At 66.8% G+C, this 23,409-nt stretch carries 20 protein-coding genes; 4 read left to right on the forward strand and 16 right to left on the reverse strand.

Features of this window, described 5'->3' with window-relative positions:
- Nucleotides 1–120 precede the first annotated feature (120 nt).
- Entirely contained in the window at nt 121–1,170 is a 1,050-nt protein-coding gene (locus NQV17_RS21935; RefSeq protein WP_257773853.1) for an aminoglycoside phosphotransferase family protein, read from the forward strand.
- Between the two features lie 31 nt (nt 1,171–1,201).
- Nucleotides 1,202–1,924, forward strand: a complete 723-nt coding sequence (gene murU / locus NQV17_RS21940) for an N-acetylmuramate alpha-1-phosphate uridylyltransferase MurU (RefSeq protein WP_257773854.1) — start codon at nt 1,202–1,204, stop codon at nt 1,922–1,924.
- A gap of 48 nt (nt 1,925–1,972) precedes the next feature.
- Here murU and NQV17_RS21945 read toward each other — a convergent pair whose 3' ends face one another.
- Nucleotides 1,973–3,844, reverse strand: coding sequence for an ABC transporter ATP-binding protein/permease (locus NQV17_RS21945; protein WP_044846820.1), 1,872 nt, complete (start codon nt 3,842–3,844; stop codon nt 1,973–1,975).
- A 175-nt stretch (nt 3,845–4,019) separates the two neighbouring features.
- On the opposite strand from NQV17_RS21945, the gene NQV17_RS21950 reads away from it, so the two are divergent.
- A complete protein-coding gene (locus NQV17_RS21950) occupies nt 4,020–4,415 on the forward strand; it encodes an acyl-CoA thioesterase (RefSeq protein WP_027789162.1) in 396 nt (131 codons plus the stop codon).
- 39 nt (nt 4,416–4,454) lie between these two features.
- Here NQV17_RS21950 and NQV17_RS21955 read toward each other — a convergent pair whose 3' ends face one another.
- A complete protein-coding gene (locus NQV17_RS21955) occupies nt 4,455–4,937 on the reverse strand; it encodes a nitrate reductase associated protein (RefSeq protein WP_257773855.1) in 483 nt (160 codons plus the stop codon).
- A 114-nt stretch (nt 4,938–5,051) separates the two neighbouring features.
- Between NQV17_RS21955 and fdhD the strand changes: the two genes are divergently transcribed.
- Nucleotides 5,052–5,882, forward strand: coding sequence for a formate dehydrogenase accessory sulfurtransferase FdhD (gene fdhD, locus NQV17_RS21960; RefSeq protein ID WP_135801060.1), 831 nt, complete (start codon nt 5,052–5,054; stop codon nt 5,880–5,882).
- Here the strand turns inward: fdhD and NQV17_RS21965 are convergent.
- From NQV17_RS21965 to NQV17_RS22030, 14 genes are all read right to left on the reverse strand, one after another.
- Nucleotides 5,867–7,042 carry a fatty acid desaturase gene (locus NQV17_RS21965; RefSeq protein ID WP_044846822.1) on the reverse strand — a complete coding sequence of 392 codons (1,176 nt, stop codon included), beginning with the start codon at nt 7,040–7,042 and terminating at the stop codon, nt 5,867–5,869. The two genes, fdhD and NQV17_RS21965, sit on opposite strands and share 16 nt — an antisense overlap.
- A 95-nt stretch (nt 7,043–7,137) precedes the next feature.
- Nucleotides 7,138–7,470 (reverse strand): cytochrome o ubiquinol oxidase subunit IV, encoded by a 333-nt coding sequence (gene cyoD / locus NQV17_RS21970; protein WP_257773856.1) that lies wholly within the window; start codon nt 7,468–7,470, stop codon nt 7,138–7,140.
- Nucleotides 7,471–8,082, reverse strand: a complete 612-nt coding sequence (gene cyoC / locus NQV17_RS21975) for a cytochrome o ubiquinol oxidase subunit III (protein ID WP_257773857.1) — start codon at nt 8,080–8,082, stop codon at nt 7,471–7,473. It lies immediately after the preceding gene.
- A complete protein-coding gene (gene cyoB / locus NQV17_RS21980; protein ID WP_257773858.1) occupies nt 8,082–10,094 on the reverse strand; it encodes a cytochrome o ubiquinol oxidase subunit I in 2,013 nt (670 codons plus the stop codon). Before cyoB ends, cyoC begins: the two co-directional genes overlap by 1 nt.
- Before the next feature lie 3 nt (nt 10,095–10,097).
- Nucleotides 10,098–10,988: a ubiquinol oxidase subunit II gene (gene cyoA / locus NQV17_RS21985; protein WP_257773859.1), complete on the reverse strand. Its 891-nt coding sequence runs from the start codon at nt 10,986–10,988 to the stop codon at nt 10,098–10,100.
- A gap of 644 nt (nt 10,989–11,632) precedes the next feature.
- Nucleotides 11,633–12,400 carry an enoyl-CoA hydratase gene (locus tag NQV17_RS21990; RefSeq protein WP_257773860.1) on the reverse strand — a complete coding sequence of 256 codons (768 nt, stop codon included), beginning with the start codon at nt 12,398–12,400 and terminating at the stop codon, nt 11,633–11,635.
- A 90-nt stretch (nt 12,401–12,490) separates the two neighbouring features.
- Nucleotides 12,491–13,690 carry an acetyl-CoA C-acyltransferase gene (locus NQV17_RS21995; RefSeq protein WP_257773861.1) on the reverse strand — a complete coding sequence of 400 codons (1,200 nt, stop codon included), beginning with the start codon at nt 13,688–13,690 and terminating at the stop codon, nt 12,491–12,493.
- 25 nt (nt 13,691–13,715) lie between these two features.
- Nucleotides 13,716–16,151 carry a 3-hydroxyacyl-CoA dehydrogenase/enoyl-CoA hydratase family protein gene (locus tag NQV17_RS22000; RefSeq protein ID WP_257773862.1) on the reverse strand — a complete coding sequence of 812 codons (2,436 nt, stop codon included), beginning with the start codon at nt 16,149–16,151 and terminating at the stop codon, nt 13,716–13,718.
- A 113-nt stretch (nt 16,152–16,264) separates the two neighbouring features.
- Complete coding sequence (locus NQV17_RS22005) at nt 16,265–18,052, reverse strand: acyl-CoA dehydrogenase C-terminal domain-containing protein (RefSeq protein WP_257773863.1); 1,788 nt, start codon at nt 18,050–18,052, stop codon at nt 16,265–16,267.
- 57 nt (nt 18,053–18,109) lie between these two features.
- The gene (locus NQV17_RS22010) at nt 18,110–18,709 is read right to left on the reverse strand and encodes a TetR/AcrR family transcriptional regulator (RefSeq protein ID WP_006751498.1); all 600 of its coding nucleotides are present in this window, start codon (nt 18,707–18,709) and stop codon (nt 18,110–18,112) included.
- Nucleotides 18,710–18,909: 200 nt separating this feature from the next.
- Nucleotides 18,910–20,184, reverse strand: a complete 1,275-nt coding sequence (clsB, locus tag NQV17_RS22015; protein WP_257773864.1) for a cardiolipin synthase ClsB — start codon at nt 20,182–20,184, stop codon at nt 18,910–18,912.
- Nucleotides 20,181–20,675 (reverse strand): dihydroneopterin triphosphate diphosphatase, encoded by a 495-nt coding sequence (nudB, locus tag NQV17_RS22020; protein ID WP_044846843.1) that lies wholly within the window; start codon nt 20,673–20,675, stop codon nt 20,181–20,183. The genes clsB and nudB overlap by 4 nt, the downstream gene beginning before the upstream one ends.
- A 155-nt stretch (nt 20,676–20,830) precedes the next feature.
- Nucleotides 20,831–22,633, reverse strand: coding sequence for an aspartate--tRNA ligase (gene aspS, locus NQV17_RS22025; RefSeq protein ID WP_044846832.1), 1,803 nt, complete (start codon nt 22,631–22,633; stop codon nt 20,831–20,833).
- Between the two features lie 67 nt (nt 22,634–22,700).
- Complete coding sequence (locus tag NQV17_RS22030) at nt 22,701–23,351, reverse strand: DUF502 domain-containing protein (RefSeq protein WP_027785397.1); 651 nt, start codon at nt 23,349–23,351, stop codon at nt 22,701–22,703.
- Nucleotides 23,352–23,409: the final 58 nt, after the last annotated feature.

Here is a 23,409-nt window from a genome sequence, read left to right on the forward strand (position 1 = left end):
GAGGCGATCGGGCGGACGGCGCGACAGGCGGCGGGCCTGCACGGCGGAAGCTGACGCGGGGCGCGTCAAAAAAGTCGTGGGGTATTATATGGCAAGACGTTCCCCCCTCCGCCGAGTTTCATGACGCCCCCATCCGCCGCATCCCAGCCCGACGCCCGCCTCGAAGCCCTGACCGCGTGGCTGCGCCCGCTCGCCGAGCGCTTCGCCCTCGACCTGACGACCGTCGCGCCCGCGTCGTCGGACGCCAGTTTCCGCCGCTATTTCCGTGTCGCGTCGGCCACGAGCCCCGGCGGCTCGCTGGTCGCGGTCGACGCGCCGCCGCCCGAGAAGTGCCGCGAATTCGTCCAGGTCGCGCAGCTGCTCGCCGCGGCCGGCGACCACGTGCCGGACGTGCTGGCCCACGATTTCGACGCCGGCTTCATGCTCGTGACCGACCTCGGCCGCACGTCGTACATCTCGGTGCTCGATCCGGCCGACCCGGTCGCCGCCCGCCCGCTGATGCGCGATGCGCTCGACGCGCTGATCCGCTTCCAGCTCAGCTCGAAGCCGGACGTGCTGCCGCCGTTCGACGAGGCGTTCCTGCGCCGCGAGATGGAGCTGCTGCCCGAGTGGTTCGTCGGCCGCCATCTCGGCAAGCCGGTCACCGATGCGATGCGCGGCACGCTCGACCGTACCTTCGCGCTGCTGGTCGCGAGCGCCCATGCGCAGCCGCAGGGCTTCATGCTGCGCGATTTCATGCCGCGCAACCTGATGGTGTGCGAGCCGAACCCGGGCGTGCTCGACTTCCAGGACGCCGTATATGGGCCGCTGACGTACGACGTCGTGTCGCTGTTGCGCGACGCGTTCATCAGCTGGGACGAGGAGTTCGAGCTCGACTGCTTCGCGTACTACTGGGAAAAGGCGAAGAAGGCCGGCCTGCCGGTCGATCCGGACTTCGGCGAGTTCTACCGCCAGCTCGAATGGATGGGGCTGCAGCGCCACATCAAGATCCTGGGGCTGTTCGCGCGCATCAACTACCGCGACGGCAAGCCGCACTACCTGAACGACCTGCCGCGCTTCCTGAATTACGCGCGCAAGGTCGCGCTGCGCTACCGCCCGCTCGTGCCGTTCGCGAAGCTGCTCGACGAACTCGAGGGCAAGGGCGCGGCCGACGTCGGCTATACGTTCTGACCGCCCTCACCGTCCTTCCCCTCAGCCGAACATGAGCACTACCCTGACCACGGCGATGATCTTCGCCGCCGGCCGCGGCGACCGGATGCGCCCGCTGACCGATACCCGCCCGAAACCGCTGCTCGAAGCCGGCGGCAAGCCGCTGATCGTCTGGCAGATCGAGGCGCTCGCGCGTGCGGGCATCGAGACGATCGTGATCAACCACGCGTGGCTCGGCGAACAGCTCGAGGCGTCGCTCGGCGACGGTTCGCGCTGGGGCGTGCGGCTCGCGTATTCGGCCGAAGGCGACGCGCTGGAAACCGCCGGCGGGATCGCGCAGGCGCTGCCGCTCATCGAGCGCGACGGCCGGCCGACGGTGTTCGCGGCGGTCGCGGGCGACGTGTACTGCGCGTTCGACTACCGGACGCTCGCCCCGCGCGCCGCGCAGATGGCCGCGCTCCACGCGCCCGCGATGCATCTCGTGATGGTGCCGAACCCGCCGTTCCATCCGGACGGCGATTTCGTGCTCCGCGACGACGGCCGGCTGGCGCTCGCCGGCGCGCCGCGCGTCACGTTCGGCAGCATCGGCGTGTACGACACGCGGATGTTCCGCGACATCGTGCCCGGCACGCACCGGCCGCTCACGCCCTACTTCAAGGCGACCATCGAGGCCGGCCGCGCGAGCGGCGAATTGTATGAAGGAATCTGGGAGAACGTCGGCACGCCCGCCCAGCTCGGCGAACTCGACGCGCGGCTGCGCGCCGCCGCGGGCTGATCGTTTCGCGGCTGACCGCGCCCGGGCCACCCGGCGCGGCAGCCACGCTCACGCGGCCTCGGCTGCTTCCCCGCCCGCCGCCGCGCGCTGCTGCTGCAGCGCCCACATCTGCGCATACAACCCATCCGCGCGCACGAGTTCGTCGTGCGTGCCGCGCTCGACGATCCGCCCGTGATCCATCACGAGAATCTGCTGCGCGTGCACGACCGTCGACAGCCGGTGCGCGATCACGAGCGTCGTGCGATGCCGCGCGATCTGGTCGAGCTCGTGCTGGATCGCGCGCTCCGAGCGCGAATCGAGCGCCGACGTCGCCTCGTCGAACAGCAGCACCGGCGGATCCTTCAGCAGCGTGCGCGCGATCGCGACGCGCTGCTTCTCGCCGCCCGACAGTTTCAGCCCGCGCTCGCCGACCGGCGTGTCATAGCCCTTCGGCAAGGTCTCGATGAAGTCGTGGATGTGCGCGGCGCGCGCGGCCGCGATCACTTCGTCGCGGCTCGCGGTCGGCCGGCCGTACGCGATGTTGTAGTAGATCGAGTCGTTGAACAGCACGGTGTCCTGCGGCACGATCCCGATCGACGCGCGCAGCGAGTCCTGCGTGACGTCGCGAATGTCCTGGCCGTCGATCCGGATCGCGCCGCCCGCCTGCCGGTCGAGATCGTAGAAGCGGAACAGCAGGCGCGACAGCGTCGACTTGCCGGACCCGCTGTGGCCGACCACCGCGGTCGTCGTGCCCGCGTCGATCGTAAATGTCACGTCGTGCAGGATCTGCCGCGACGCTTCGTACGAGAAGTTCACGTGCTCGAAGCGTACCTGCGCGCCGGCCACCGCAAGCGGCCGCGCGTCGGGCGCATCCGCGACTTCCTTCGCGGCCGACAGCAACCCGAACATCCGGTCCATGTCGGTGAGGCTCTGCTTCAGCTCGCGATACACGACGCCGAGAAAATTCAGCGGAATGTAGAGCTGCAGCATGAACGTGTTGATCAGCACGAGATCGCCGAGCGTCAGCTTGCCGGCCAGCACGCCCTGCGTCGCGCGCCACAGGATGAACACGAGCCCCGTGCCGATGATCGCCTGCTGGCCGAAGTTCAGCACCGACAACGAGTTCTGCGAACGGATCGCGGCCTTGCGGTAACGCTTCAGGTTCTCGTCGTAGCGCTGCGCCTCCCACTCCTCGTTGCCGAAGTACTTCACCGTCTCGTAGTTGATCAGCGAATCGATCGCCCGCGAGTTCGCGCGCGAATCGAGCTCGTTCATCGTGCGGCGAAAGTGCGTGCGCCAGTTGGTGACCTTCACGGTGAACACGATGTACGTGACCAGCGCCGCGAACGTCACGTACGCGTAGTACGCCTCGTACTTGACCACGAAGAAGCCGAGCACGAGCCCGACCTCGACGAGCGTCGGCAGGATGCTGTACAGCGAATAGGAAATCAGTTGCTGGATGCCGCGCGTGCCGCGCTCGATGTCGCGCGACATACCGCCCGTCTGGCGTTCGAGATGGAAGCGCAGCGACAGCCCGTGCAGATGCCGGAACACCTGCAGCGCGAGCTGGCGCACCGCGCTCTCGGTGACCTTCGAGAACAGGATCTCGCGCAGCTCGGTGAACAGCGACGTCGACAGCCGCACGAGCGCATAGGCGATGACCAGCAAACCGACGCCGCCCGCGAGCACGATGCCGGCCGACTGCTCCGCGCGGCCGAGTGCGGTGAGCTGCTGCACGGCGGACAGGTGATCGACGATGCGCTTCATCACGACCGGCACGCCGAGGTTCGCGACCTTCGCGCCGATCAGGCAGCCGAGCGCGAGCGCGACGCGCCATTTGTAGGTGGCCAGGTACGGCAGCAGCGACCGGATGGTCTGCCAGTCGTTGCGGGGCCCGGTCGGAGCCGGCGCGGGCTCGCCGGAAGCGGAATATCGGCGCATGGGGATCAGGATCGGCGGCGGTGCCGCACGCGTGCCGCGGCGGCCGACTCGCCCGCTTTCTCGTACAATTTGCGAACGTTGTATTGTCGCAGAAGCCGCTACGCGCCGCTGCCGGCGCCCTCGCCGGCCGACCTGCGCGCGGCGGCGCATTTATTACAGGATGAAAGCCCCCGTCATGACCGATTCGACCCTCGAACTCCCGCAAAAGCAGCCCGCGCTGCGCGTCGTCCCGCAACCGCACGACGCGAACGTCCACGGCGACGTGTTCGGCGGCTGGATCATGTCGCAGGTCGACATCGCCGGCTCGATCCCCGCGAGCCAGCGCGCGAACGGCCGCGTCGCGACGGTCGCGGTCAATTCGTTCGTGTTCAAGCAGCCGGTGTTCGTCGGCGACCTGCTGAGCTTCTACGCGACCATCATGCGCACCGGCAACACGTCGATCACGGTCGACGTCGAGGTGTACGCGCAGCGCATGCGCCTGATGGGCGAAATCGTGAAGGTCACCGAAGCGACGCTCACCTACGTCGCGACCGGCCCCGACCGCAAGCCGCGCCAGCTGCCGCCGCTGTAACGACGCATGCGCGCCGCGGGCGGCGCCGCATGCGGCCCGTCAGTGCGTGGCCGTCAGCCCGAACTCCCGCATCGCGGGCACGAAGTCGTGATTGAGCTTCGGCTTGCGCGACAGCTTCACCAGCACGTAGCGCTGGAACGGCGCGAGCCGCTGCCACTGCGCGAGCGCGGGTGCCGGCAGCCCGGCCAGCGCGCTCTGCTGCACGAGCGCGTCCGGCACCGTGTCGGTCGCGCGCCAGCTCGGCTGCTCGTCCGGCTGAAACCACGAAGGTTCGAGGTCGGCATGCGTGCGCAGCATTTCGAACAGCGCGTGATCGAAATTGGGCTCGATCGCGGTGTCGTCGTCGGCCGGAAAGCGCGCGAGCAGCTTGCGGTCCTCGAGCGGCAGCAGTTGCCACTGCTCCAGCGAAATCCGCAGACCGAAACGGTCGAGATTGAAACGCACGATCATCGGGATGTACGTGAGGTTTTCCGACGAATCGTGTTCGAAATTGAATAGCAGCGGAGCGTCGCTGAGTCCCATGGTCGTTACCTGAGTGGCGGATGCCGGCGCGGCCGGCCTGCCTGAGGTATTTTAGAACCTCTGCGCGCGAGCGGCGGACCCGATCGCCGCCGCCCCTGCCTCGAATCAACGGGAGTGCTCGTGAATCCGACCGAAACAGAAGAGCCGCGCGGCGCGATCGAGCTGTCCGTGCGCCGCACGCGCGGCGGCGCCGTCGAAACCGCGCACGACTACGTCGGCCAGGAATGGCCGGTCGCGCTGGTCTTCAACGGCATCTCGCACGCGGTGATGATGTGCACGCCGCGCGACCTCGAGGCGTTCGCGGTCGGCTTCGCGATCTCGGAAGGGATCGTCGAGCGCGGCAGCGACATCAAGGACATCGACGTGATCCTGCACGCCGACGCGCCGCTGCCGCACGCGGAGGTGCATCTGGAAGTCGTCCAGCAGGCGTTCGCCGCGCTGAAGGACCGGCGCCGCGCGCTCGCGGGACGTACCGGCTGCGGCGTGTGCGGCATCGAAAGCATCGACCTGCTCGACCTCGCGCCCGAACGCGTACCCGACACCGGTTTTCTCGCGCGCCTCGCGCCCGACGCGCTCGCGCGCGCGGCCCACGGGCTGCCGGCGCACCAGGCGCTCACGCAGCTCACCGGCGGCCTGCACGCGGCCGCGTGGTGCGACGCAACAGGCGCGATCCGGATGGCGTTCGAGGACGTCGGCCGCCACAACGCGCTCGACAAGCTGATCGGCGCGCTCGTGCTGGCGCGCGCCGACGCGACCGACGGCTTCGTGTTCCTGTCGAGCCGCGCGAGCTACGAGCTCGTGCGCAAGTCGGCGCGGGTCGGCATTCCGATGGTCGCGACGATCTCCGCGCCGTCGTCGCTCGCGATCGAGATCGCGAAGGCGGCCGGCCTGCGGCTCGTCAGCTTCTGCCGCGAAACCGGCCACGTCGATTACGGCACCGCCTGAGCGGTCGCGGCGGGCGCGTTGCCCGCGGCTTCGGGAACCGCCCCTTGCCGCGCGCCCGCCGCGGCCGGCGCGCGCACCTCGGGTGCCGCCTCGCTCGTCACGTTTCCGCGATAGTCCGTCCAGAGCTTGCGGTCGGTGTCATAGAGCTTGCAGCGGCGGGCCGTGTCGAAGTACCAGCGCCAGCCGAAGCGCTGCACGACGATCCGCCCGGGCAGCATGTCCTCCAGCTTCGCCTGCGCCGGCTTGAGCCGGTACAGCGGCACGCTCATGTCGACGTGATGCGCCGTGTGCTCCATGATGTGGTGCAGCAGGCCGCCGATACCGAACGGAAACGTCAGGTGCAGCGTGGTCGACACGAACGGTGCGGCATTCGACCATTCGGCGCGGTTCGCGTGCCATGCGATGCGCGGGTCGGTATGGTGCACATAGACGACGAAGCCGATCATCGAGCACCAGAACAGGAACGGCACGAGCACGCCGGTCGCGAGCAGCAGCGCGACGGATTGCTGCGTCTCGATCGCCACCCCGACGACGGCGGCGATCCACACGGCCGCGAAGCCCGTCACCAGCAGGCAGTCGCGCCGGAACACCGGCCGCGACGCGCCGATATAGCCCCGGGTCGGGAAATACATCCGCAGCCACCAGATCTCGACGAGATAGTAGAGGCCCGGCGCCCACCCGCTCCGGTAGACGCGATCCAGCCACCGCCGCGCCGGCGACAGCGCGGCGAATTCCGCCGGCGTATGCGGCGCCCACACGAAATCGAAGCCCTTCAGGTTCGTATAGCCGTGATGCACGACGTTGTGCCCGACTTCCCACAGGCTGTAAGGCGTCAGCGACGGCAGGAAGGCGATGCGGCCGAGCCAGCGGTTCAGCCGGCGGTCGGGCGTCAGGCTCTGATGGCACGCGTCGTGCCCGATGATGAACAGTCGCCCGGTGATGAACCCGGCGGCCATCCCGCAGGCGATCTTGCCGACCGTCGACGGAATCAGCAGCGCGCCGGCGAACGCCGCGAACAGCAACAGGTAGTCGAGCACGAGCAGCAGGATCGGGCGCACGATCTCGCGCGTGGCGAACGGCACGAGCCATGCGCGGATGACCTTGCGGTGCGGGATCGGCTCGTCGGCGCGAACCGGTGTCTGGGAATCGTTGTTGACCATGATGCAGAAAGGCATGCGATTTGCACACCCGAAAGAAAAGGAGCCGTGCGGCACGCACGGCGCAGCGGGACGGGACGGACCGCGCCCCGGGCCGGTTATCGCGACATCATGTTCATGCTGACGTTGTGCATCACCCACAGCGTCCCGACGATCAGGATCAGCGCGGTCAGCACCGTATAGCTGAATGCCATCACGTTCCAGCGCTGGCTGGACGACGCGTTCATGTGCAGGAAGTACACGAGATGCACGACGATCTGCACGAATGCGAGCCCCGCGAGCGCGATGATCGCCGCCTTCGGCGCCAGCATGCCGCCCATCACGAGGCCGAACGATGCGGCCGTCAGCAGCACCGACAGCACGAAACCGACGAGGTAGCCGCCGGCCGTGCCGTGCGCTTCATCGTGGTGGATGAGTTCCGAATGGGCCATTTAGAGCACGCTCGCGAGATAGACGAAGGAGAACACGCAGATCCAGACGATGTCGAGGAAGTGCCAGAAGAGGCTCAGGCAGGTGAGGCGCCGGAAGTCGCGCTCCGTCATGCCGGGGCCGCGGGCGATCTGCACGACGAGCACGACCATCCACAACAGGCCGACCGCCACGTGCAGCCCGTGCGTGCCGACGAGCGCGAAGAACGCCGACAGGAATGCGCTGCGCTGCGGACCCGCACCCTCCGCGATCAGGTGCGAGAACTCCCGCAGCTCCATCGCGAGAAACGCGGCGCCCAGCACGAACGTCACCGCGAGCCACACGAACACCGTGCCGCGCCGGCGGCGCTGCGCGCCGAGCATCGCGAACCCGTACGTGATGCTCGACAGCAGCAGCGCCGCCGTCTCGAGCGCGACACCCGGAATGTCGAACAGGTCCTTCGCGGTCGGACCGCCGGCGAACTGGTTGCCGAGCACCGCGAACGTCGCGAACAGCGACGCGAAGATCACGCAGTCGGTCATCAGGTACAGCCAGAAGCCGAACACCGAATGCGACGGCGGATGGTGGTGCGCGCCCGGATGACGGGCGGCACCCGCGAGAGATTGATACGACATCAGTTCGCCTCCAGTTCGACTTCCGGCGCCGGCGTGCCGATCCGCACACCCGCGCGTTGTTCCTCGATCTTGCGGACGGTATCCGCCGGAATGTAATAGCCGTCGTTGTCCTGTGCGCTGTACAGCACCACCGTCGCGACGATGCCGACGAGCGCGGCGATCGCGAGCCACCAGATGTGCCAGACGAGCGCGAAGCCGAGCAGCAGGCTGAAGATGCCGACGAAGAAGCCCGCGCTCGTGTTCGACGGCATGTGGATGTCTTCGTACCTGACGTTCTTGCCGAGGCCGAGCCCGAGGCCCTTCGCCTTGCGATAAGCGAGCTCGTCGAGTTCGTGCACGTTCGGGAGTACCGCGAAGTTGTAGACGGCGGGCGGCGACGACGTCGCCCACTCGAGCGTGCGGCCGTTCCACGGGTCGCCCGTCGCGTCGCGATACTGCGGCTGGTTGCGATTGCGCCAGCCGACCCACACCGATGCGACCTGGCACAGCACGCCGATCGCGATCAGCGCGACGCCGCACGCGGCGGCGACCAGCCACGGGTGCCAAGCCGGGTTGTCGTAGTGGTTCAGGCGGCGCGTCATGCCCATGAAGCCGAGCACGTACAGCGGCACGAACGACGCGTAGAAGCCGAGGAACCAGCACCAGAACGCGCGCTTGCCGAACTTCTCGTCGAGCCGGAAGCCGAACACCTTCGGGAACCAGTAGTGAACGCCCGCGAAGTAGCCGAACACGACGCCGCCGATGATCGCGTTGTGGAAATGCGCGATCAGGAACAGGCTGTTGTGCAGCACGAAATCCGCGCCCGGAATCGCCATCATCACGCCGGTCATCCCGCCGAGCGTGAACGTGACCATGAAACCGATCGTCCACAGCACCGGCGCCGTGAATTCGATGCGGCCGCGATACATCGTGAACAGCCAGTTGAAGATCTTCACGCCGGTCGGGATCGCGATGACCATCGTCATGATCCCGAAAAACGCGTTGACGTCGGCCCCCGAGCCCATCGTGAAGAAGTGATGCAGCCACACGAGGAACGCGAGCACCATGATCACGCACGATGCATAGACCATCGTCCGGTAGCCGAACAGCGGCTTCTTCGCGAACGTCGCGATGACTTCCGAATAGATGCCGAACGCGGGCAGCACGAGGATGTATACCTCCGGATGCCCCCACGCCCAGATCAGGTTCAGGTACAGCATCGCGTTGCCGCCGGCTTCGTTGGTGAAGAAATGCATGTCGAGATAGCGATCGAGGCCGAGCAGCGCGAGCGCGACGGTCAGGATCGGGAACGTCGCCATGATCAGCACGTTCGAGCAGAGCGCGGTCCACGTGAACACCGGCATCTTCATCAGCGTCATGCCCGGCGCGCGCATCTTGATGATCGTCACGAAGAAGTTGATCGACGTGATCAGCGTCCCGACGCCCGAGATCTGCAACGCCCACAGGTAGTAGTCGACCCCGACGCCCGGGCTGAACTGCAGCTCCGACAGCGGCGGATACGCGAGCCAGCCCGTCTGCGCGAATTCGCCGATCACGAGCGAAACGTTCATCAGGATCGCGGCGACCGCCGTCATCCAGAAGGAGAGCGAATTCAGGAACGGGAACGCGACGTCGCGCGCGCCGATCTGCAGCGGCACGATCAGGTTGAAGAACGCGACCAGCAGCGCCATCGCCATGAAGAAGATCATGATCACGCCGTGCGCGGTGAAGACCTGGTCGTAGTGATGCGGCGGCAGGTAGCCAGGGCCGTTGTACGCGAGCGCGAGCTGCAGGCGCATCATCACGGCGTCCGCGAAGCCGCGCAGCAGCATCAGCACCGCGACGACCAGGTACATCACGCCGATCTTCTTGTGATCGACGGACGTCAGCCATTCGCTCCACAGCCATTTCCACCTGCCCGCGACCGTCAGCGCGGCGACGATGCCCAGCACGACGAGCCCCATGAAGGCGCTCGCCCCCATGATGATGGGCTGATCGAACGGGATCGCCGAAAGAGTCAGTTTTCCGAACATGCGTTACCCCTTCGTCGTGCAGGCGGCGTCCTTCGGGTCGAGGACGTGGCCGTTGTTGTATTTCGCGATGATGTTGTGGAACAGCTTCGGGTCGACCGACGAGAAATAGCGCACGGGCGCCTTCTCGCCCGGCTGCGCGACCGTGCCGTACACCGTCGCGTCGAGCCGGTCGGGCGAGGCCTTCACCTTCCGCACCCACGCGTCGAACTGCTCGCGCGGCTCGGCGAGCGTGCGGAACTTCATGTCGGAGAAGCCGCGGCCGCTGTAGTTGGCGGACACGCCTGCGTAGTCGCCCGCCTCGTCGGCGATCAGGTGCAGGCGCGTCTGCATGCCGGCCATCGCGTAGACCTGGCTGCCAAGCTGCGGGATGAAGAACGAGTTCATCACCGAGTCGGACGTGATGCGGAAATTCACCGGCGTGCCGACCGGAATCGCGAGCTGGTTCACCGACGCGATGCCGAGTTCCGGATAGATGAACAGCCACTTCCAGTCGAGCGCGACGACCTCGACATTGATCGGCTTGACCGACGATTCGAGCGGCTTGTACGGGTCGAGCTCGTGCGTCGTCCGCCACGTGAGCACGCCGAGGAACAGGATGATCAGCGTCGGCACCGTCCAGATCACGACCTCGATCGCGGTCGAATGCGACCAGTTCGGCGCGTAGGCGGCGTTGCGGTTCGATGCGCGGTAGCGCCATGCGAACCACAGCGTGAGCAGGATCACCGGAATGACGACGATCAGCATCGCCCACGTCGCTGTCGCGATCAGCGATTTTTCCGCGACGCCCACCGCGCCCTTCGGATCGAGCACGTGAAGGTCGCTGCATCCGGCGAGTCCAGCCAGCAGCCCGATGACGGGTGCCGCACGCGCCCCGCCGGTGATTCGTCCGATCATTGTTCGTTCGCCTGATTGTCGTTGAGAAGAACCGCTGGCCGCACGCCGCCATCGCGCGACGCATCCGGCCGCGGCGACCTGTGCGCGAACTGTACGGAAAATTGCCGCAGTGCAACTTGACGGGGGACAAGGTTTGCCGAGGTGAGGCGGAACTGCCCCGAGGAGGTGGGCGCTGGGGCTAGGCTAGGCTGAGGCTGGGTTGAGGCTGAGGCTGAGGCTGAGGCTGAGGCTGAGGCTGAGGCTGAGGCTGAGGCTGAGGCCGGGGCCGGGGCTGGGGCTGGGGCTGGGGCTGACGATGGCCTGCGGCAAAACGACCACCGAGCCTTCGCTCAGGCGCGGCGGATAGCAGGCACTAACGGTTCGGAGAGCGGAACGGCGCTGCGCCGCAACATGAGAGGCGCCGGCGAGAATTGCAAGGCTGTCTCGGCGGCGGAACGGCGGCGTAGGCGGGGAACGCGGAATGCCACGCGAACACATGGCAATTCAGGATCGAGTCGACCTGCCGGTTGATGCGTCGGCCACGAGGACCAAACGCACGCCGAGCGACGAGCGACGAGCGACGAGCGCCACGCGGCGCGCGGGCGCAAGCGTTGCCGCCCCGGCCGACGAAGGAATTCGGCGCGACGAAGCGCCTGCGCCCCGTATCAGTCGAACTGACGGAAATCCGGCTTGCGCTTCTCGAAGAACGCCGTCATCGCCTCGCGCGCTTCGGGCGCGCGCAGCATCGCGGAGAAATGGCCGGCTTCCTCGCTCATCCGCGCGGCCACGGCCACCCCGCCCGTCTCCTTCAGCAGCGCCTTCGTCACGCGCAGCGACGACGCCGGCAGCGCCGCGAGCTTCGCGGCCTGCTTCGCCGCGAATGCGTCGAGCTCGGCGGCCGGCAGCACGCGATTGACGATGCCGATGCGATGCGCTTCCAGCGCGTCGAACGCTTCGCCGAGCAGCAGCTTTTCAGCAGCGACCTGATGGCCGGCCAGCCGCGGCAGCAGCACGCTCGATGCGGCTTCCGGGCACAGCCCGAGCTGCGCGAACGGCAGCGAGAACGTCGCGGTGTCGGCCGCGTAGACGAGATCGCAGTGCAGCAGCATCGTCACGCCGACGCCGACCGCGACGCCCGGCACCGCGGCCACGATCGGCTTGGTCGCGCCGCTGATCCGCGCGAGGAACTGGAACACCGACGCGTTCTCGTCCTTCGGCGGCGCCTTCAGGAAATCCTCGAGATCGTTCCCCGCGCTGAAGTTGCCGTCGCTGCCGCGCAGCAGGATCACGCGGACCGCCTTGTCTTCCTGCGCGTCGGCGAGCGCATCGGCCATCGTCTGGTACATCGCCGCCGTCAGCGCGTTCTTCTTCGCCGGGCGCGCGATCGTGATCGTCAGCACGCCGTCGGCGCGTTCCACTTGAATTTCGGCCACAACCGTCTCCTTTGACTTTCCTCTTCCGGAATGAAAAACGGTGCGCAAGCTCGTGGCTCGCGCACCGTGTTCGCTACTGTCCCGCTCCGCTTACAGGCGTTCGATGATGCCCGCCGCACCCATGCCGGTGCCGACGCACATCGTGACCATCCCGTACTTCAGGTTGCGGCGGCGCAGGCCGTGCACGACGGTCGCCGCGCGGATCGCGCCGGTCGCGCCGAGCGGGTGGCCGAGCGCGATCGCGCCGCCGACCGGGTTGACCTTCGACGGGTCGAGGCCGAGATCGCGGATCACCGCCAGCGACTGCGCAGCGAATGCCTCGTTCAGCTCGATCCAGTCGAGATCGTCCTGCTTCAGGCCGGCAGCCTTCAGCGCGGCCGGAATCGCTTCCTTCGGCCCGATGCCCATGATTTCCGGCGGCACGCCGCGCACCGCGAAGCTCACGAAGCGCGCGAGCGGCGTCAGGTTGAATTCCTTCAGCACCTTCTCCGACACGACGAGCAGCGCGCCCGCGCCGTCCGACGTCTGCGAGCTGTTGCCGGCCGTGACCGAGCCCTTGTTCGCGAACACCGTGCGCAGCTTCGCGAGGCCTTCGAGCGTCGTATCCGCGCGCGGACCTTCATCGAGCCTGATCTCGCGCGTCTTCACGTCGATTTCACCGGTCGCGAGGTTCGGGAAACGCTCGGTGATCGTGTACGCGGCGATTTCGTCGCCGAACTCGCCGGCCTGCTGCGCGGCGAGCGCCTTGCGGTGCGATTCGACCGAGAACGCGTCCTGGTCTTCGCGGCTCACCTTCCACTGCTCGGCGACGCGCTCGGCGGTCAGGCCCATCCCGTACGCAATGCCGAAGTCTTCGCTGCGATCGAAGATGTGCGGCGACATCGACGGCTTGTTACCCATCATCGGCACCATGCTCATCGATTCGCAGCCGCCCGCGAAGATCGCGTCAGATTCGCCGACGCGGATGCGGTCCGCCGCCATCGCCAGCGCCGTGATGCCCGACGCGCAGAAGCGGTTGACCGTCACGCCGCCGACCGTCTGCGGCAGGCCGGCGAGCAGCGCGCCCATGCGGGCGACGTTCAGGCCCTGCTCGGCTTCCGGGATCGCGCAGCCGATGATCGCGTCCTCGATCACTTTCGTGTCGAGGCCGGGCACCTGCGCGACCGCCGACTTGATCGCGTGGACCAGCAGCTCGTCGGGGCGCGTGTTCTTGAAGACACCGCGCGGGGCCTTGCCGATCGGGGTGCGGCTGGCGGCGACGATGTATGCATCTTGCAGTTGTTTGCTCATTTCAGACTCCTTGTCGTCTGCTCGCTCAGTTACGCACCGGCTTGCCGGTCTGCAACATGCCCATGATCCGTTCCTGCGTCTTCTGCGTGCCGAGCAGCTCGACGAACGCGCGGCGCTCGAGCGCGAGCAGCCACTCTTCGTCGACGAGGCTGCCGGCTTCGACGTCGCCGCCGCACACGGCTTCGGCGATGCGGCTCGCGATCAGGTAGTCGTGGTCGCTGATGAAGCGGCCGTCACGCATGTTGACGAGCGATGCCTTGATCGTCGCGATCGCCGAGCGGCCTGCGACCGGCACGTCCTTCGCGCGCAGCGGTGCGCGGTAGCCGACGGCGGCCAGCGCACGGGCTTCCTTCTTCGCGGTGTCGAGCAGCTCGAACACGTTGAAGACGATCGTGTCGGACGGCTTCAGGTAGCCCATCGCACGCGCATCGTGCGCCGACGACGACACCTTCGCCATCGCCGCGTTCTCGAACGACTTCGTGACGAACTTCAGGATGTCGGTGGTCGCGTTCGCGGCCGTGGCCGCATCCGCCGCGCGCAGCGCCGCTTCCTTCAGGCCGCCGCCCGCCGGCACGAGGCCGACGCCCACTTCGACGAGACCGATGTAGCTCTCGACGTGCACGACGCGCTTCGCGCTGTGCAGCATCAGCTCGCAGCCGCCGCCGAGCGCGATGCCCGATACGGCCGCGACGACCGGCACGTTCGCGTACTTCACGCGCAGCATGCCTTCCTGGAACTTCTTCACGAACGGCTCGATACCCTTCGCGCCGCCCATCATGAACGCGGGCATCGCCTCTTCGAGGTTCGCGCCGGCCGAGAACGGGCCGCCCGGCGTGCCGAGCTTCAGCGACGTCGGCTGCCAGATCACCACGCCCTTGTAATCCTTCTCCGCGAGTTCGATCGCCTGCACGAGGCCGTCGATCACGCTCGGTCCGATCGTGTTCATCTTCGACTTGAACGACACGATCACGACGTCGTCCTCGCCTGCGCGATCATCGACCCACGCGCGCACCGCGTCGGTTTCGAACAGCGTCTTGCCGTACGTCTTCGGATCGGCGCCGGCTTCGCCGACGAGCGGCGCGCGGAACACCTGCTTGCCGTACACGGCCAGGTCCGAGCGCGGCACGAAGCGCTTCGACGCCGGCGCCCACGAGCCTTCGGCCGTGTGCACGCCGCCCTTCTCTGCAACCGCGCCTTCGAGCACCCACGACGGCAGCGGCACGTTCGCGAGCGCCTTGCCGGCCGCGATGTCTTCCTGCACCCACTCGGCGACCTGCTTCCAACCGGCGGCCTGCCAGCCTTCGAACGGGCCTTCGTTCCAGCCGAAGCCCCAGCGGATCGCGAGGTCGACGTCGCGCGCGTTGTCGGCGATCGACTCGAGATGCACGCCGATGTAGTGGAACACGTCGCGGAAGATCGACCACAGGAACTGCGCGTGCGGATGATCCGTTTCACGCAGCAGCTTCAGGCGCTCGGCCGGCGGGCGCTTCAGGATGCGGCCGACGGTTTCGTCCGCCTTCGCGCCCGAATCCACGTAGGTGCCCGTCTTCGCGTCGAGCACCTTGATCGCCTTGCCTTCCTTCTTGTAGAAACCGCTGCCCGTCTTCTGGCCGAGCGCGCCCTGCTTCACCAGTTCGGCGAGCACGGCAGGCGTCTGGTAGACCGGGAAGAACGGATCGTCGGCGAGGTTGTCCTGCATCGTCTTGATCACGTGCGCCATCGTGTCGAGGCCGACCACGTCCGCGGTGCGGAACGTCGCCGACTTCGCGCGGCCGAGGCGGCTGCCCGTCAGGTCGTCGACTTCGTCGAAGCGCAGGCCGAACTTCGCGGCCTCGGTGATCACCGCGAGGATCGAGAAGATGCCGACGCGGTTCGCGATGAAGTTCGGCGTGTCCTTCGCGCGCACGACGCCCTTGCCGACGATGCTCGTCAGGAAGGTTTCGAGCTGGTCGAGGATCTCCGGACGCGTATGCGCGGTCGGGATCAGCTCGACGAGGTGCATGTAGCGCGGCGGGTTGAAGAAGTGCACGCCGCAGAAGCGCGCCTTCAGCTCGTCCGAGAATCCTTCGGACAGCTTCGTGATCGACAGGCCCGACGTGTTGGTCGCGAAAATCGCGTTCGGTGCGATGTGCGGCGCGACCTTCTTGTACAGGTCGTGCTTCCAGTCCATCCGCTCGGCGATCGCCTCGATCACGACGTCGCACTCGGCGAGCTTCGCGATGTCGTCCTCGTAGTTCGCGGCTTCGAGGTATTTCGCGTCGTCCTTCACGCCGAACGGCGCGGGCGACAGCTTCTTCAGGTTCTCGATCGCCTTCAGCGCGATCGCGTTTTTCGGGCCTTCCTTGGCCGGCAGGTCGAACAGCAGCACCGGCACGCGCGCGTTGACGAGGTGCGCGGCGATCTGCGCGCCCATCACGCCGGCGCCCAGCACGGCGACCTTGCGAATCAGGAAATTGCTCACGGGATGTCTCCGGATAGTGTCGTGCAGCGCGGGTTGGGAGGGCTGCACGGCGAAGTGAGTACCAGGAACCGTTGCGTTCGGGCGGCGCGCGGCGCGCACCGCCCGGACTCGCGTCAGAACAGCGATTCGTCGACTTCCATCAGCGTCTTCGAACCGGCGCGCGCGGCGCGGATCGTCGCGGCCGTTTCGGGCAGCAGACGCGCGAAATAGAAGCGGGCCGTCGCGAGCTTCGACTTGTAGAACGGGTCGCCCGACGCTTCCTTGTCGAGCGCGAGACGCGCCATGCGTGCCCAGAAGTACGAGAACACCAGGTGGCCGACGGTGCGCAGGTACGGCACGGCGGCGGCGCCGACTTCGTCCGGGTTCTGCATCGCCTTCATGCCGATTTCCATCGTCAGCTTCTGCACCTTGTCGCCGATGTCGGCGAGCGGGTTGATGAACTCGGCCATCTCCGGCTTCACGCCTTCGGCTTCCGCGAATTCGGTAACGAGCTTGCCGAACTTCTTCAGCTTCGCGCCCATGTCGCCGAGCACCTTGCGGCCCAGCAGGTCGAGCGACTGGATCGAGTTCGTGCCTTCGTAGATCATGTTGATCCGCGCGTCGCGCACGTACTGCTCCATGCCCCACTCGGAGATGAAGCCGTGGCCGCCGTAGATCTGCATCGCGTGGTTGGTCGACTCGAATGCGTTGTCGGTCAGGAACGCCTTGATGATCGGCGTGAGCAGCGCGACGAGGTCGGCCGCTTCCTTGCGCACCGCTTCGTCACCGTGCGACAGCTCCTTGTCGATCTGCAGCGCGGACCAGTACGTGAACGCGCGCGCGCCTTCCGCGTAGGCCTTCTGCGTGAGCAGCATGCGGCGCACGTCCGGGTGCACGATGATCGGATCGGCCGGCTTGTCCGGTGCCTTCGGGCCCGTCAGCGAGCGCATCTGCAGGCGTTCCTTCGCGTACGTCAGCGAGTTCTGGTACGCGACTTCCGTGAGGCCCAGGCCCTGCATGCCGACGCCCAGGCGCGCGGCGTTCATCATCACGAACATCGCGTTCAAGCCCTTGTTCGGCTCGCCGACCATCCAGCCCTTCGCGTTGTCGAGGTTCATCACGCACGTCGAGTTGCCGTGGATGCCCATCTTGTGTTCGATCGAGCCGCACTTGATGCCGTTGCGCTCGCCCGGCTCGCCCGCGGCGTCCGGAATGAACTTCGGCACGATGAACAGCGAGATCCCCTTCGTGCCTTGCGGCGCGTCCGGCAGGCGCGCGAGCACGAGGTGGACGATGTTCTTCGACATGTCGTGCTCGCCGCTCGAGATGAAGATCTTCGTGCCGCTGATCGAGTACGAGCCGTCGCCGTCCGGTTCGGCCTTGGTGCGCAGGATGCCGAGGTCGGTGCCGCAGTGCGGCTCGGTCAGGCACATCGTGCCCGTCCATTCGCCCGACACGAGCTTCGGCAGATACTGTTTCTGGAGTTCCGGCGCGCCGTGCGCGTGCAGGCATTCGTACGCGCCGTGCGACAGGCCCGGATACATCGTCCATGCCTGGTTCGCCGAGTTCAGCATTTCATAGAGCGCGTTGTTCACGAACGCGGGCAGGCCCTGGCCGCCGTAGTCCGGATCGCAGCCGAGCGCCGGCCAGCCGGCCTCGACGTATTGCCGGTACGCTTCCTTGAAGCCGGTCGGCGTCTTCACGACGCCGTCGCCTTCATACGTGCAGCCTTCGCGGTCGCCGACCTGGTTCAGCGGGAACAGTACCTCGGAGCAGAACTTGCCCGCCTCCTCGAGGACCTGGTTGATCGTGTCGGCGTCGAGGTCCGCATGCCGCGGCATTTGCTTGACCTCGGCCTCGACATTCAGAAGCTCGTGCAACACGAATTGCATGTCGCGCAGCGGCGCGGCGTACTGTCCCATGACTCTCTCCAAAGGTGGGCAAACGGCTCGAGCTCCTGGCGGGCGGATCACGCGCCGCTAACGGCTCTCGCTCTGATACGAAACGATCGTCTTTTCCAGCGCGGCCCACGTGAGACGCACGGCATCCGGCGAATGCAGGAAGCGTGCGTCGTGATGCAGGCCGAGCGTGAAGCTGTACAGCTCGAAGAGCATCAGGTCCGGATCGGTATCCGCACGCAGATGGCCTTCTTCCTTCGCCTGCGAAATGGCACGCAGCATCGCGGCACGCCAGGCCGTCACGCTCGCGATCAACTGCTCGCGCACGGGGCTGTCAGGCCGGTCGTCGTACTCGACCGCACCGCTGATGTAGATGCATCCGGTCGTCACCTCCTGGATGCGCTTCTCCGTCCAGCGGGCCAGCATCGCCCGAAGGCGCGGCAAGCCTCGCGGCTCGCGCAGGCTCGGAAAGAACACCTCGTTCTCGAAACGATGGTGATACTCGCGGACGACCTCGACCTGCAGGTCCTCGCGCGATCCGAAGTGCGCGAACACACCGCTCTTGCTCATCTGCATGCGCTCGGCCAGCAGGCCGATCGTCAGCCCCTCCAGCCCGTCACGGCTGGCGAGGTCCAAAGCAGCTTCGAGTATCGCGGCACGCGTCTGTTCGCCTTTTCGCATAGCTATTTCTGTAACCGTTCGGGGGTTCGAATAAAATCGAACGGCCGTACTATTATTGAGTGCGGCCGCTCGCGAAAACAAGGAAATTATTAGAAACCGGTGTCTAACCGAGCCGCTATTTTGCGCGATTCCGGCGGGACCGGAGCGGCTTTTCCGCACGAACGTGCGGACAGATTGATGAAGCGGATGCTGAATCCGTGTCAGTCGTAACCGCCGACCGTCAGCGCCTTCATCACGAGGCGGTACGTGTTGTACGCGAGCCAGCTCAGCATACGCTCGATGCGCGGCCGTGCGGCGTACCGGGCGGCGTCGATTTCGCGGCCTTCGGAGAAGGCGGCCGCGATCGCGTCGCGCAGCTGGTTCGTGACCGCATCGTAGCGCACCAGCACGACGTTCGCCTCATTGTTCAGCATCAGGCTCAGCGCATCCAGGTTCGACGAGCCGACGGTCGCCCAGTTGTCGTCGATCACGGCCACCTTGCCGTGCAGCATCGTCTTGTCGTATTCCGCCACGCGCACGCCCGCGCGCAGCAGCGCGTGATACAGGAACGGCACGGCCGTATCGAGCGCCGCGAATTCCTTGCGGCCGATCAGGATCCGCACGTCGACGCCGCGGCGTGCTGCGCCCGTCAGCGCGCGGCGCAGCTTGCGGCCCGGCATGAAGTACGGATTCGCGAGCAGGATCCGCTGGCGCGCCTGGCCGATCGCGGCGAGATAGGCCTTCTCGATCGCGCGGCGGTTCACGACGTTGTCGCGCGCGACGAACGCGACGCTCGGCTCGGTCACGACCCGCAGCGCACCGGCCTTGATCCAGCGGTGGCTGCGCAGCCAGCGCCGGAACATGTCCGGAAACGCCTCGCCGCCGTGCAGCCCGGCCGCGTACTGCGCGTACGGCTTGTGGCCGAACTGGATCCGGTGCCACTGCAGCTCGAACGCGGCGCGCACGTCCGACACCGCCGGCCCCGCCATCTCGACCGCGAAATCCCAGCGCGGAAACGGCAGCGTCGCGCTGCCCTGCGTGTAGTCGTCGACGATGTTGATGCCGCCGCAGAACGCGACCGCATGATCGATCACCGCGAGCTTGCGGTGCGTGCGCGAGAAGCCGAAGCGGCCGAACAGGTAGCGGTTGTAGATGCAGTGCTCGACGCCGGCCTCGGCCCACGTGTCGAACAGCGGCAGGCGCGCAGTGCCGATGCCGTCGGTGATCACGCGCACGCGCACGCCGCGCTGCGCCGCGCGGATCAGCGCATCCGACACCGGGCGGCCTGCCGCGTCGTCGCAGAAGATATAGGTTTCGAGCATCACCTGCTCGCGCGCCGCATCGATCCGTTCGATCAGCGCGAGGAAGAATTCGTTGCCGGTCTCGCAGAGCCGTACCGTGTTGCCGGCCGTGAACGCGAGCCGCGACGCGGAGCCGCGCTCCTGCAGGAACATCTGCCGCAATTGCGCGAAGCGCTTGCGGGTTTCCGCATTCATGCGGACGAGCCGTGCGGTGCCCGCGCGAGCGACACGCGCACGGGCAATTGCAGGATCGCCTCGGCATTCGACGGCGAGAAGCAGCGCGCGGCCGCTTCGCGGAACGGCAGCCACGCGTAGTCGACGTGCTCGCGCGGCGACAGCGTCACGTCGACGCGATGCGGCACGCACAGGCCGAACCAGTGCTCGACGTTGCGCGTGACGCCCGGCGCGTAGCGATGCAGGTATTGCGGATAGATCGCGTATTCGATCCGGTGGTGCCAGTCGACCAGCGCGGTGGCCGGCACGTCGTGCGACCCGACCGCGATGCCGGTTTCCTCGGCGACTTCGCGCGCGGCCGTGAGCGCGAGCGGCTCGTCGGGCGCGTCCTTCGACCCGGTCACCGATTGCCAGAAATCGGGCTGGTCGGCACGCTTGATCACCAGCACGTCAAGTTCGGGCGTGTAGATCACGACGAGAACGGATTCGGGGATTTTCGGCGGCTTCGTCATCTTGGTTTCATGCGGCACAGGGCCGTGCGTCGGGCCTGTGCCCGAACGTGCGGCAAGTGCTGCGACTGTACCGCAAAAAACGAAAAAGGCGCACCAGGCGCCTTCTTCGTTGGGCGTCGTGCGCGCGTCGCCGCGCACACGATCGTTGACAAGCGTTACGCCTTCGGCTGTTCCGGCTGACGCAGACGGATGTGCAGCTCGCGCAGCTGACGCTCGTCGACCGGGCTCGGCGCCTGCGTGAGCAGATCCTGCGCACGCTGCGTCTTCGGGAACGCGATCACGTCGCGGATCGAGTCGGCACCGGCCATCATCGTGACGATGCGGTCGAGACCGAACGCGATACCGCCGTGCGGCGGCGCGCCGTACTGCAGCGCGTCGAGCAGGAAGCCGAACTTCAGTTGCGCTTCTTCCGCGCCGATCTTCAGCGCGCGGAACACCTTGCTCTGCACTTCCTCGCGGTGGATACGCACCGAGCCGCCGCCGATTTCCCAGCCGTTCAGCACCATGTCGTAGGCCTTCGCGAGGCAACGGCCCGGATCGGTCTCGAGGTACTCGAGGTGTTCGTCCTTCGGGCTGGTGAACGGGTGGTGTGCCGCGACGTAGCGCGCGTCTTCGTCGTCGTATTCGAACATCGGGAAGTCGACGACCCACAGCGGCTTCCAGCCGGCCTGGACGAGGCCGTTCGCCTTGCCGAATTCCGAATGGCCGATCTTCAGGCGCAGCGCGCCGAGGCTGTCGTTGACGACCTTCGCGCGGTCGGCCGCGAAGAAGATGATGTCGCCGTCTTCAGCGCCGGTGCGCTCGAGGATCGCCGCGATCGAGGCGTCGTGCAGGTTCTTGACGATCGGGCTTTGCAGGCCGTCGCGGCCCTTCGCCTTCTCGTTGACCTTGATCCATGCGAGGCCCTTCGCGCCGTAGATGCGCACGAATTCCGTGTAGCCGTCGATGTCGCCGCGCGACAGCTCGCCGCCCTTCGGCACGCGCAGCGCCGCGACACGGCCGTCCTTCGCGTTGGCCGGCGTGCTGAACACCTTGAAGTCGACGTCCTTCATCGCGTCGGTCAGCTCGGTGAACTCGAGCTGCACGCGCAGGTCCGGCTTGTCCGAACCGAAACGCGCCATCGCTTCCGAGTACGGCATCACCGGGAATTTCGCGTCGAGTTCGACGTCGATCGTCGTCTTGAAGATGTGACGGATCATGTCTTCGAACAGGTCACGGATTTCCTGCTCGCCGAGGAACGACGTCTCGCAGTCGATCTGCGTGAATTCCGGCTGACGATCGGCGCGGAGGTCCTCGTCGCGGAAGCACTTGGTGATCTGGTAGTAACGATCGAAGTTCGCGACCATCAGCAGCTGCTTGAACAGCTGCGGCGACTGCGGCAGCGCGAAGAACTGGCCCGCGTTCACGCGCGACGGCACGAGGTAGTCGCGCGCGCCTTCCGGCGTGCTTTTCGTCAGCATCGGCGTTTCGATGTCGATGAAGCCCTGCTCGTCGAGGTACTTGCGCGCCTCGATCGCGACACGGTAGCGCAGGCGCAGGTTGTGCTGCATCTGCGGACGGCGCAGGTCGAGCACGCGGTGCGTGAGGCGCGTCGTTTCCGACAGGTTGTCGTCGTCGAGCTGGAACGGCGGCGTGACCGATGCGTTCAGCACGATCAGCTCATGGCACAGCACTTCGATCTTGCCGCTCTTCAGGCCGGCGTTGACCGTGCCTTCCGGACGGTTGCGCACGAGACCCTTGATCTGCACGCAGAACTCGTTGCGCACGCCTTCGGCGGTCGCGAACATTTCCGCGCGATCGGGGTCGCACACCACCTGCACGAGGCCTTCACGATCGCGCAGGTCGATGAAGATCACACCGCCGTGATCGCGGCGGCGCTGCACCCAGCCGCACAGCGACACGGTTTGGCCCAGCAGGTGTTCGGTCACGAGACCGCAGTATTCAGTACGCATCGACATGATGTTTGCTTTCGTTCGGTTTGATCAACGGGTGCCGCAACGCGCGGCCCGGGCGATGATTCTTTACTTACAGCGGCGGCTCGACGGGACGGCGGGCGGGCGCCGGAGCCGGCGCCGAAGGCGCCACGACGCCCATCGAGACGATGTACTTGAGCGCGGCATCGACCGACATGTCGAGTTCGATGACTTCGCTCTTCGGCAGCATCAGGAAGAAGCCCGACGTCGGGTTCGGCGTCGTGGGCACGTACACGCTCACGTACTCTTCCGTCAGATGGTTGACCACGTCGCCGCCGGGCGCGCCGGTCAGAAACGCGATCGTATACGAGCCGCGGCGCGGGTATTCGATCAGGAGCGCCTTGCGGAATGCGTTGCCGCTGCTCGACAGCAGCGTGTCCGACACCTGCTTGACGCTCGTGTAGATCGGCCCGACGACCGGGATGTGACGCACGACCGCGTTCCACCACGTGACGAGCTTCTGGCCGATGAAGTTCTGCGTGGCCAGCCCGACGACGAAGATGAACGCGAGCGTCAGCACCGCGCCGATCCCCGGCAGATGGAAGCCGAGCATCCGCTCCGGCTGCCACGATTCGGGCAGGAGCAGCAGCGTCTGATCCATCGTACCGATGATGAGGCCGAGCACCCACAGCGTGATCGCGAGCGGGACGAGAACCAGCAGGCCGGTCAGAAACACCGTTTTCAGGGTCGTCTTTTTCATCATCTGCCGTCAATGAACCGCGCCGGAAGCGCGGATTGGTCGCGACCCGGCCGGGCCGCGA

It is taken from the genome of Burkholderia sp. SCN-KJ, assembly GCF_024656005.1.
Lineage (GTDB): Bacteria > Pseudomonadota > Gammaproteobacteria > Burkholderiales > Burkholderiaceae > Burkholderia.

Bases quoted from the DNA above. Each gene is read 5' to 3' on its own strand.
- NQV17_RS21935 (WP_257773853.1), top strand. From the start codon at position 121: ATGACGCCCCCATCCGCCGCATCCCAGCCCGACGCCCGCCTCGAAGCC.
- murU (WP_257773854.1), top strand. From the start codon at position 1,202: ATGAGCACTACCCTGACCACGGCGATGATCTTCGCCGCCGGCCGCGGC.
- NQV17_RS21945 (WP_044846820.1), bottom strand. From the start codon at position 3,844: ATGCGCCGATATTCCGCTTCCGGCGAGCCCGCGCCGGCTCCGACCGGG.
- NQV17_RS21950 (WP_027789162.1), top strand. From the start codon at position 4,020: ATGACCGATTCGACCCTCGAACTCCCGCAAAAGCAGCCCGCGCTGCGC.
- NQV17_RS21955 (WP_257773855.1), bottom strand. From the start codon at position 4,937: ATGGGACTCAGCGACGCTCCGCTGCTATTCAATTTCGAACACGATTCG.
- NQV17_RS21965 (WP_044846822.1), bottom strand. From the start codon at position 7,042: ATGGTCAACAACGATTCCCAGACACCGGTTCGCGCCGACGAGCCGATC.
- cyoD (WP_257773856.1), bottom strand. From the start codon at position 7,470: ATGGCCCATTCGGAACTCATCCACCACGATGAAGCGCACGGCACGGCC.
- cyoC (WP_257773857.1), bottom strand. From the start codon at position 8,082: ATGTCGTATCAATCTCTCGCGGGTGCCGCCCGTCATCCGGGCGCGCAC.
- cyoB (WP_257773858.1), bottom strand. From the start codon at position 10,094: ATGTTCGGAAAACTGACTCTTTCGGCGATCCCGTTCGATCAGCCCATC.
- cyoA (WP_257773859.1), bottom strand. From the start codon at position 10,988: ATGATCGGACGAATCACCGGCGGGGCGCGTGCGGCACCCGTCATCGGG.
- NQV17_RS21995 (WP_257773861.1), bottom strand. From the start codon at position 13,690: ATGAGCAAACAACTGCAAGATGCATACATCGTCGCCGCCAGCCGCACC.
- NQV17_RS22005 (WP_257773863.1), bottom strand. From the start codon at position 18,052: ATGGGACAGTACGCCGCGCCGCTGCGCGACATGCAATTCGTGTTGCAC.
- NQV17_RS22010 (WP_006751498.1), bottom strand. From the start codon at position 18,709: ATGCGAAAAGGCGAACAGACGCGTGCCGCGATACTCGAAGCTGCTTTG.
- clsB (WP_257773864.1), bottom strand. From the start codon at position 20,184: ATGAATGCGGAAACCCGCAAGCGCTTCGCGCAATTGCGGCAGATGTTC.
- nudB (WP_044846843.1), bottom strand. From the start codon at position 20,675: ATGACGAAGCCGCCGAAAATCCCCGAATCCGTTCTCGTCGTGATCTAC.
- aspS (WP_044846832.1), bottom strand. From the start codon at position 22,633: ATGTCGATGCGTACTGAATACTGCGGTCTCGTGACCGAACACCTGCTG.
- NQV17_RS22030 (WP_027785397.1), bottom strand. From the start codon at position 23,351: ATGATGAAAAAGACGACCCTGAAAACGGTGTTTCTGACCGGCCTGCTG.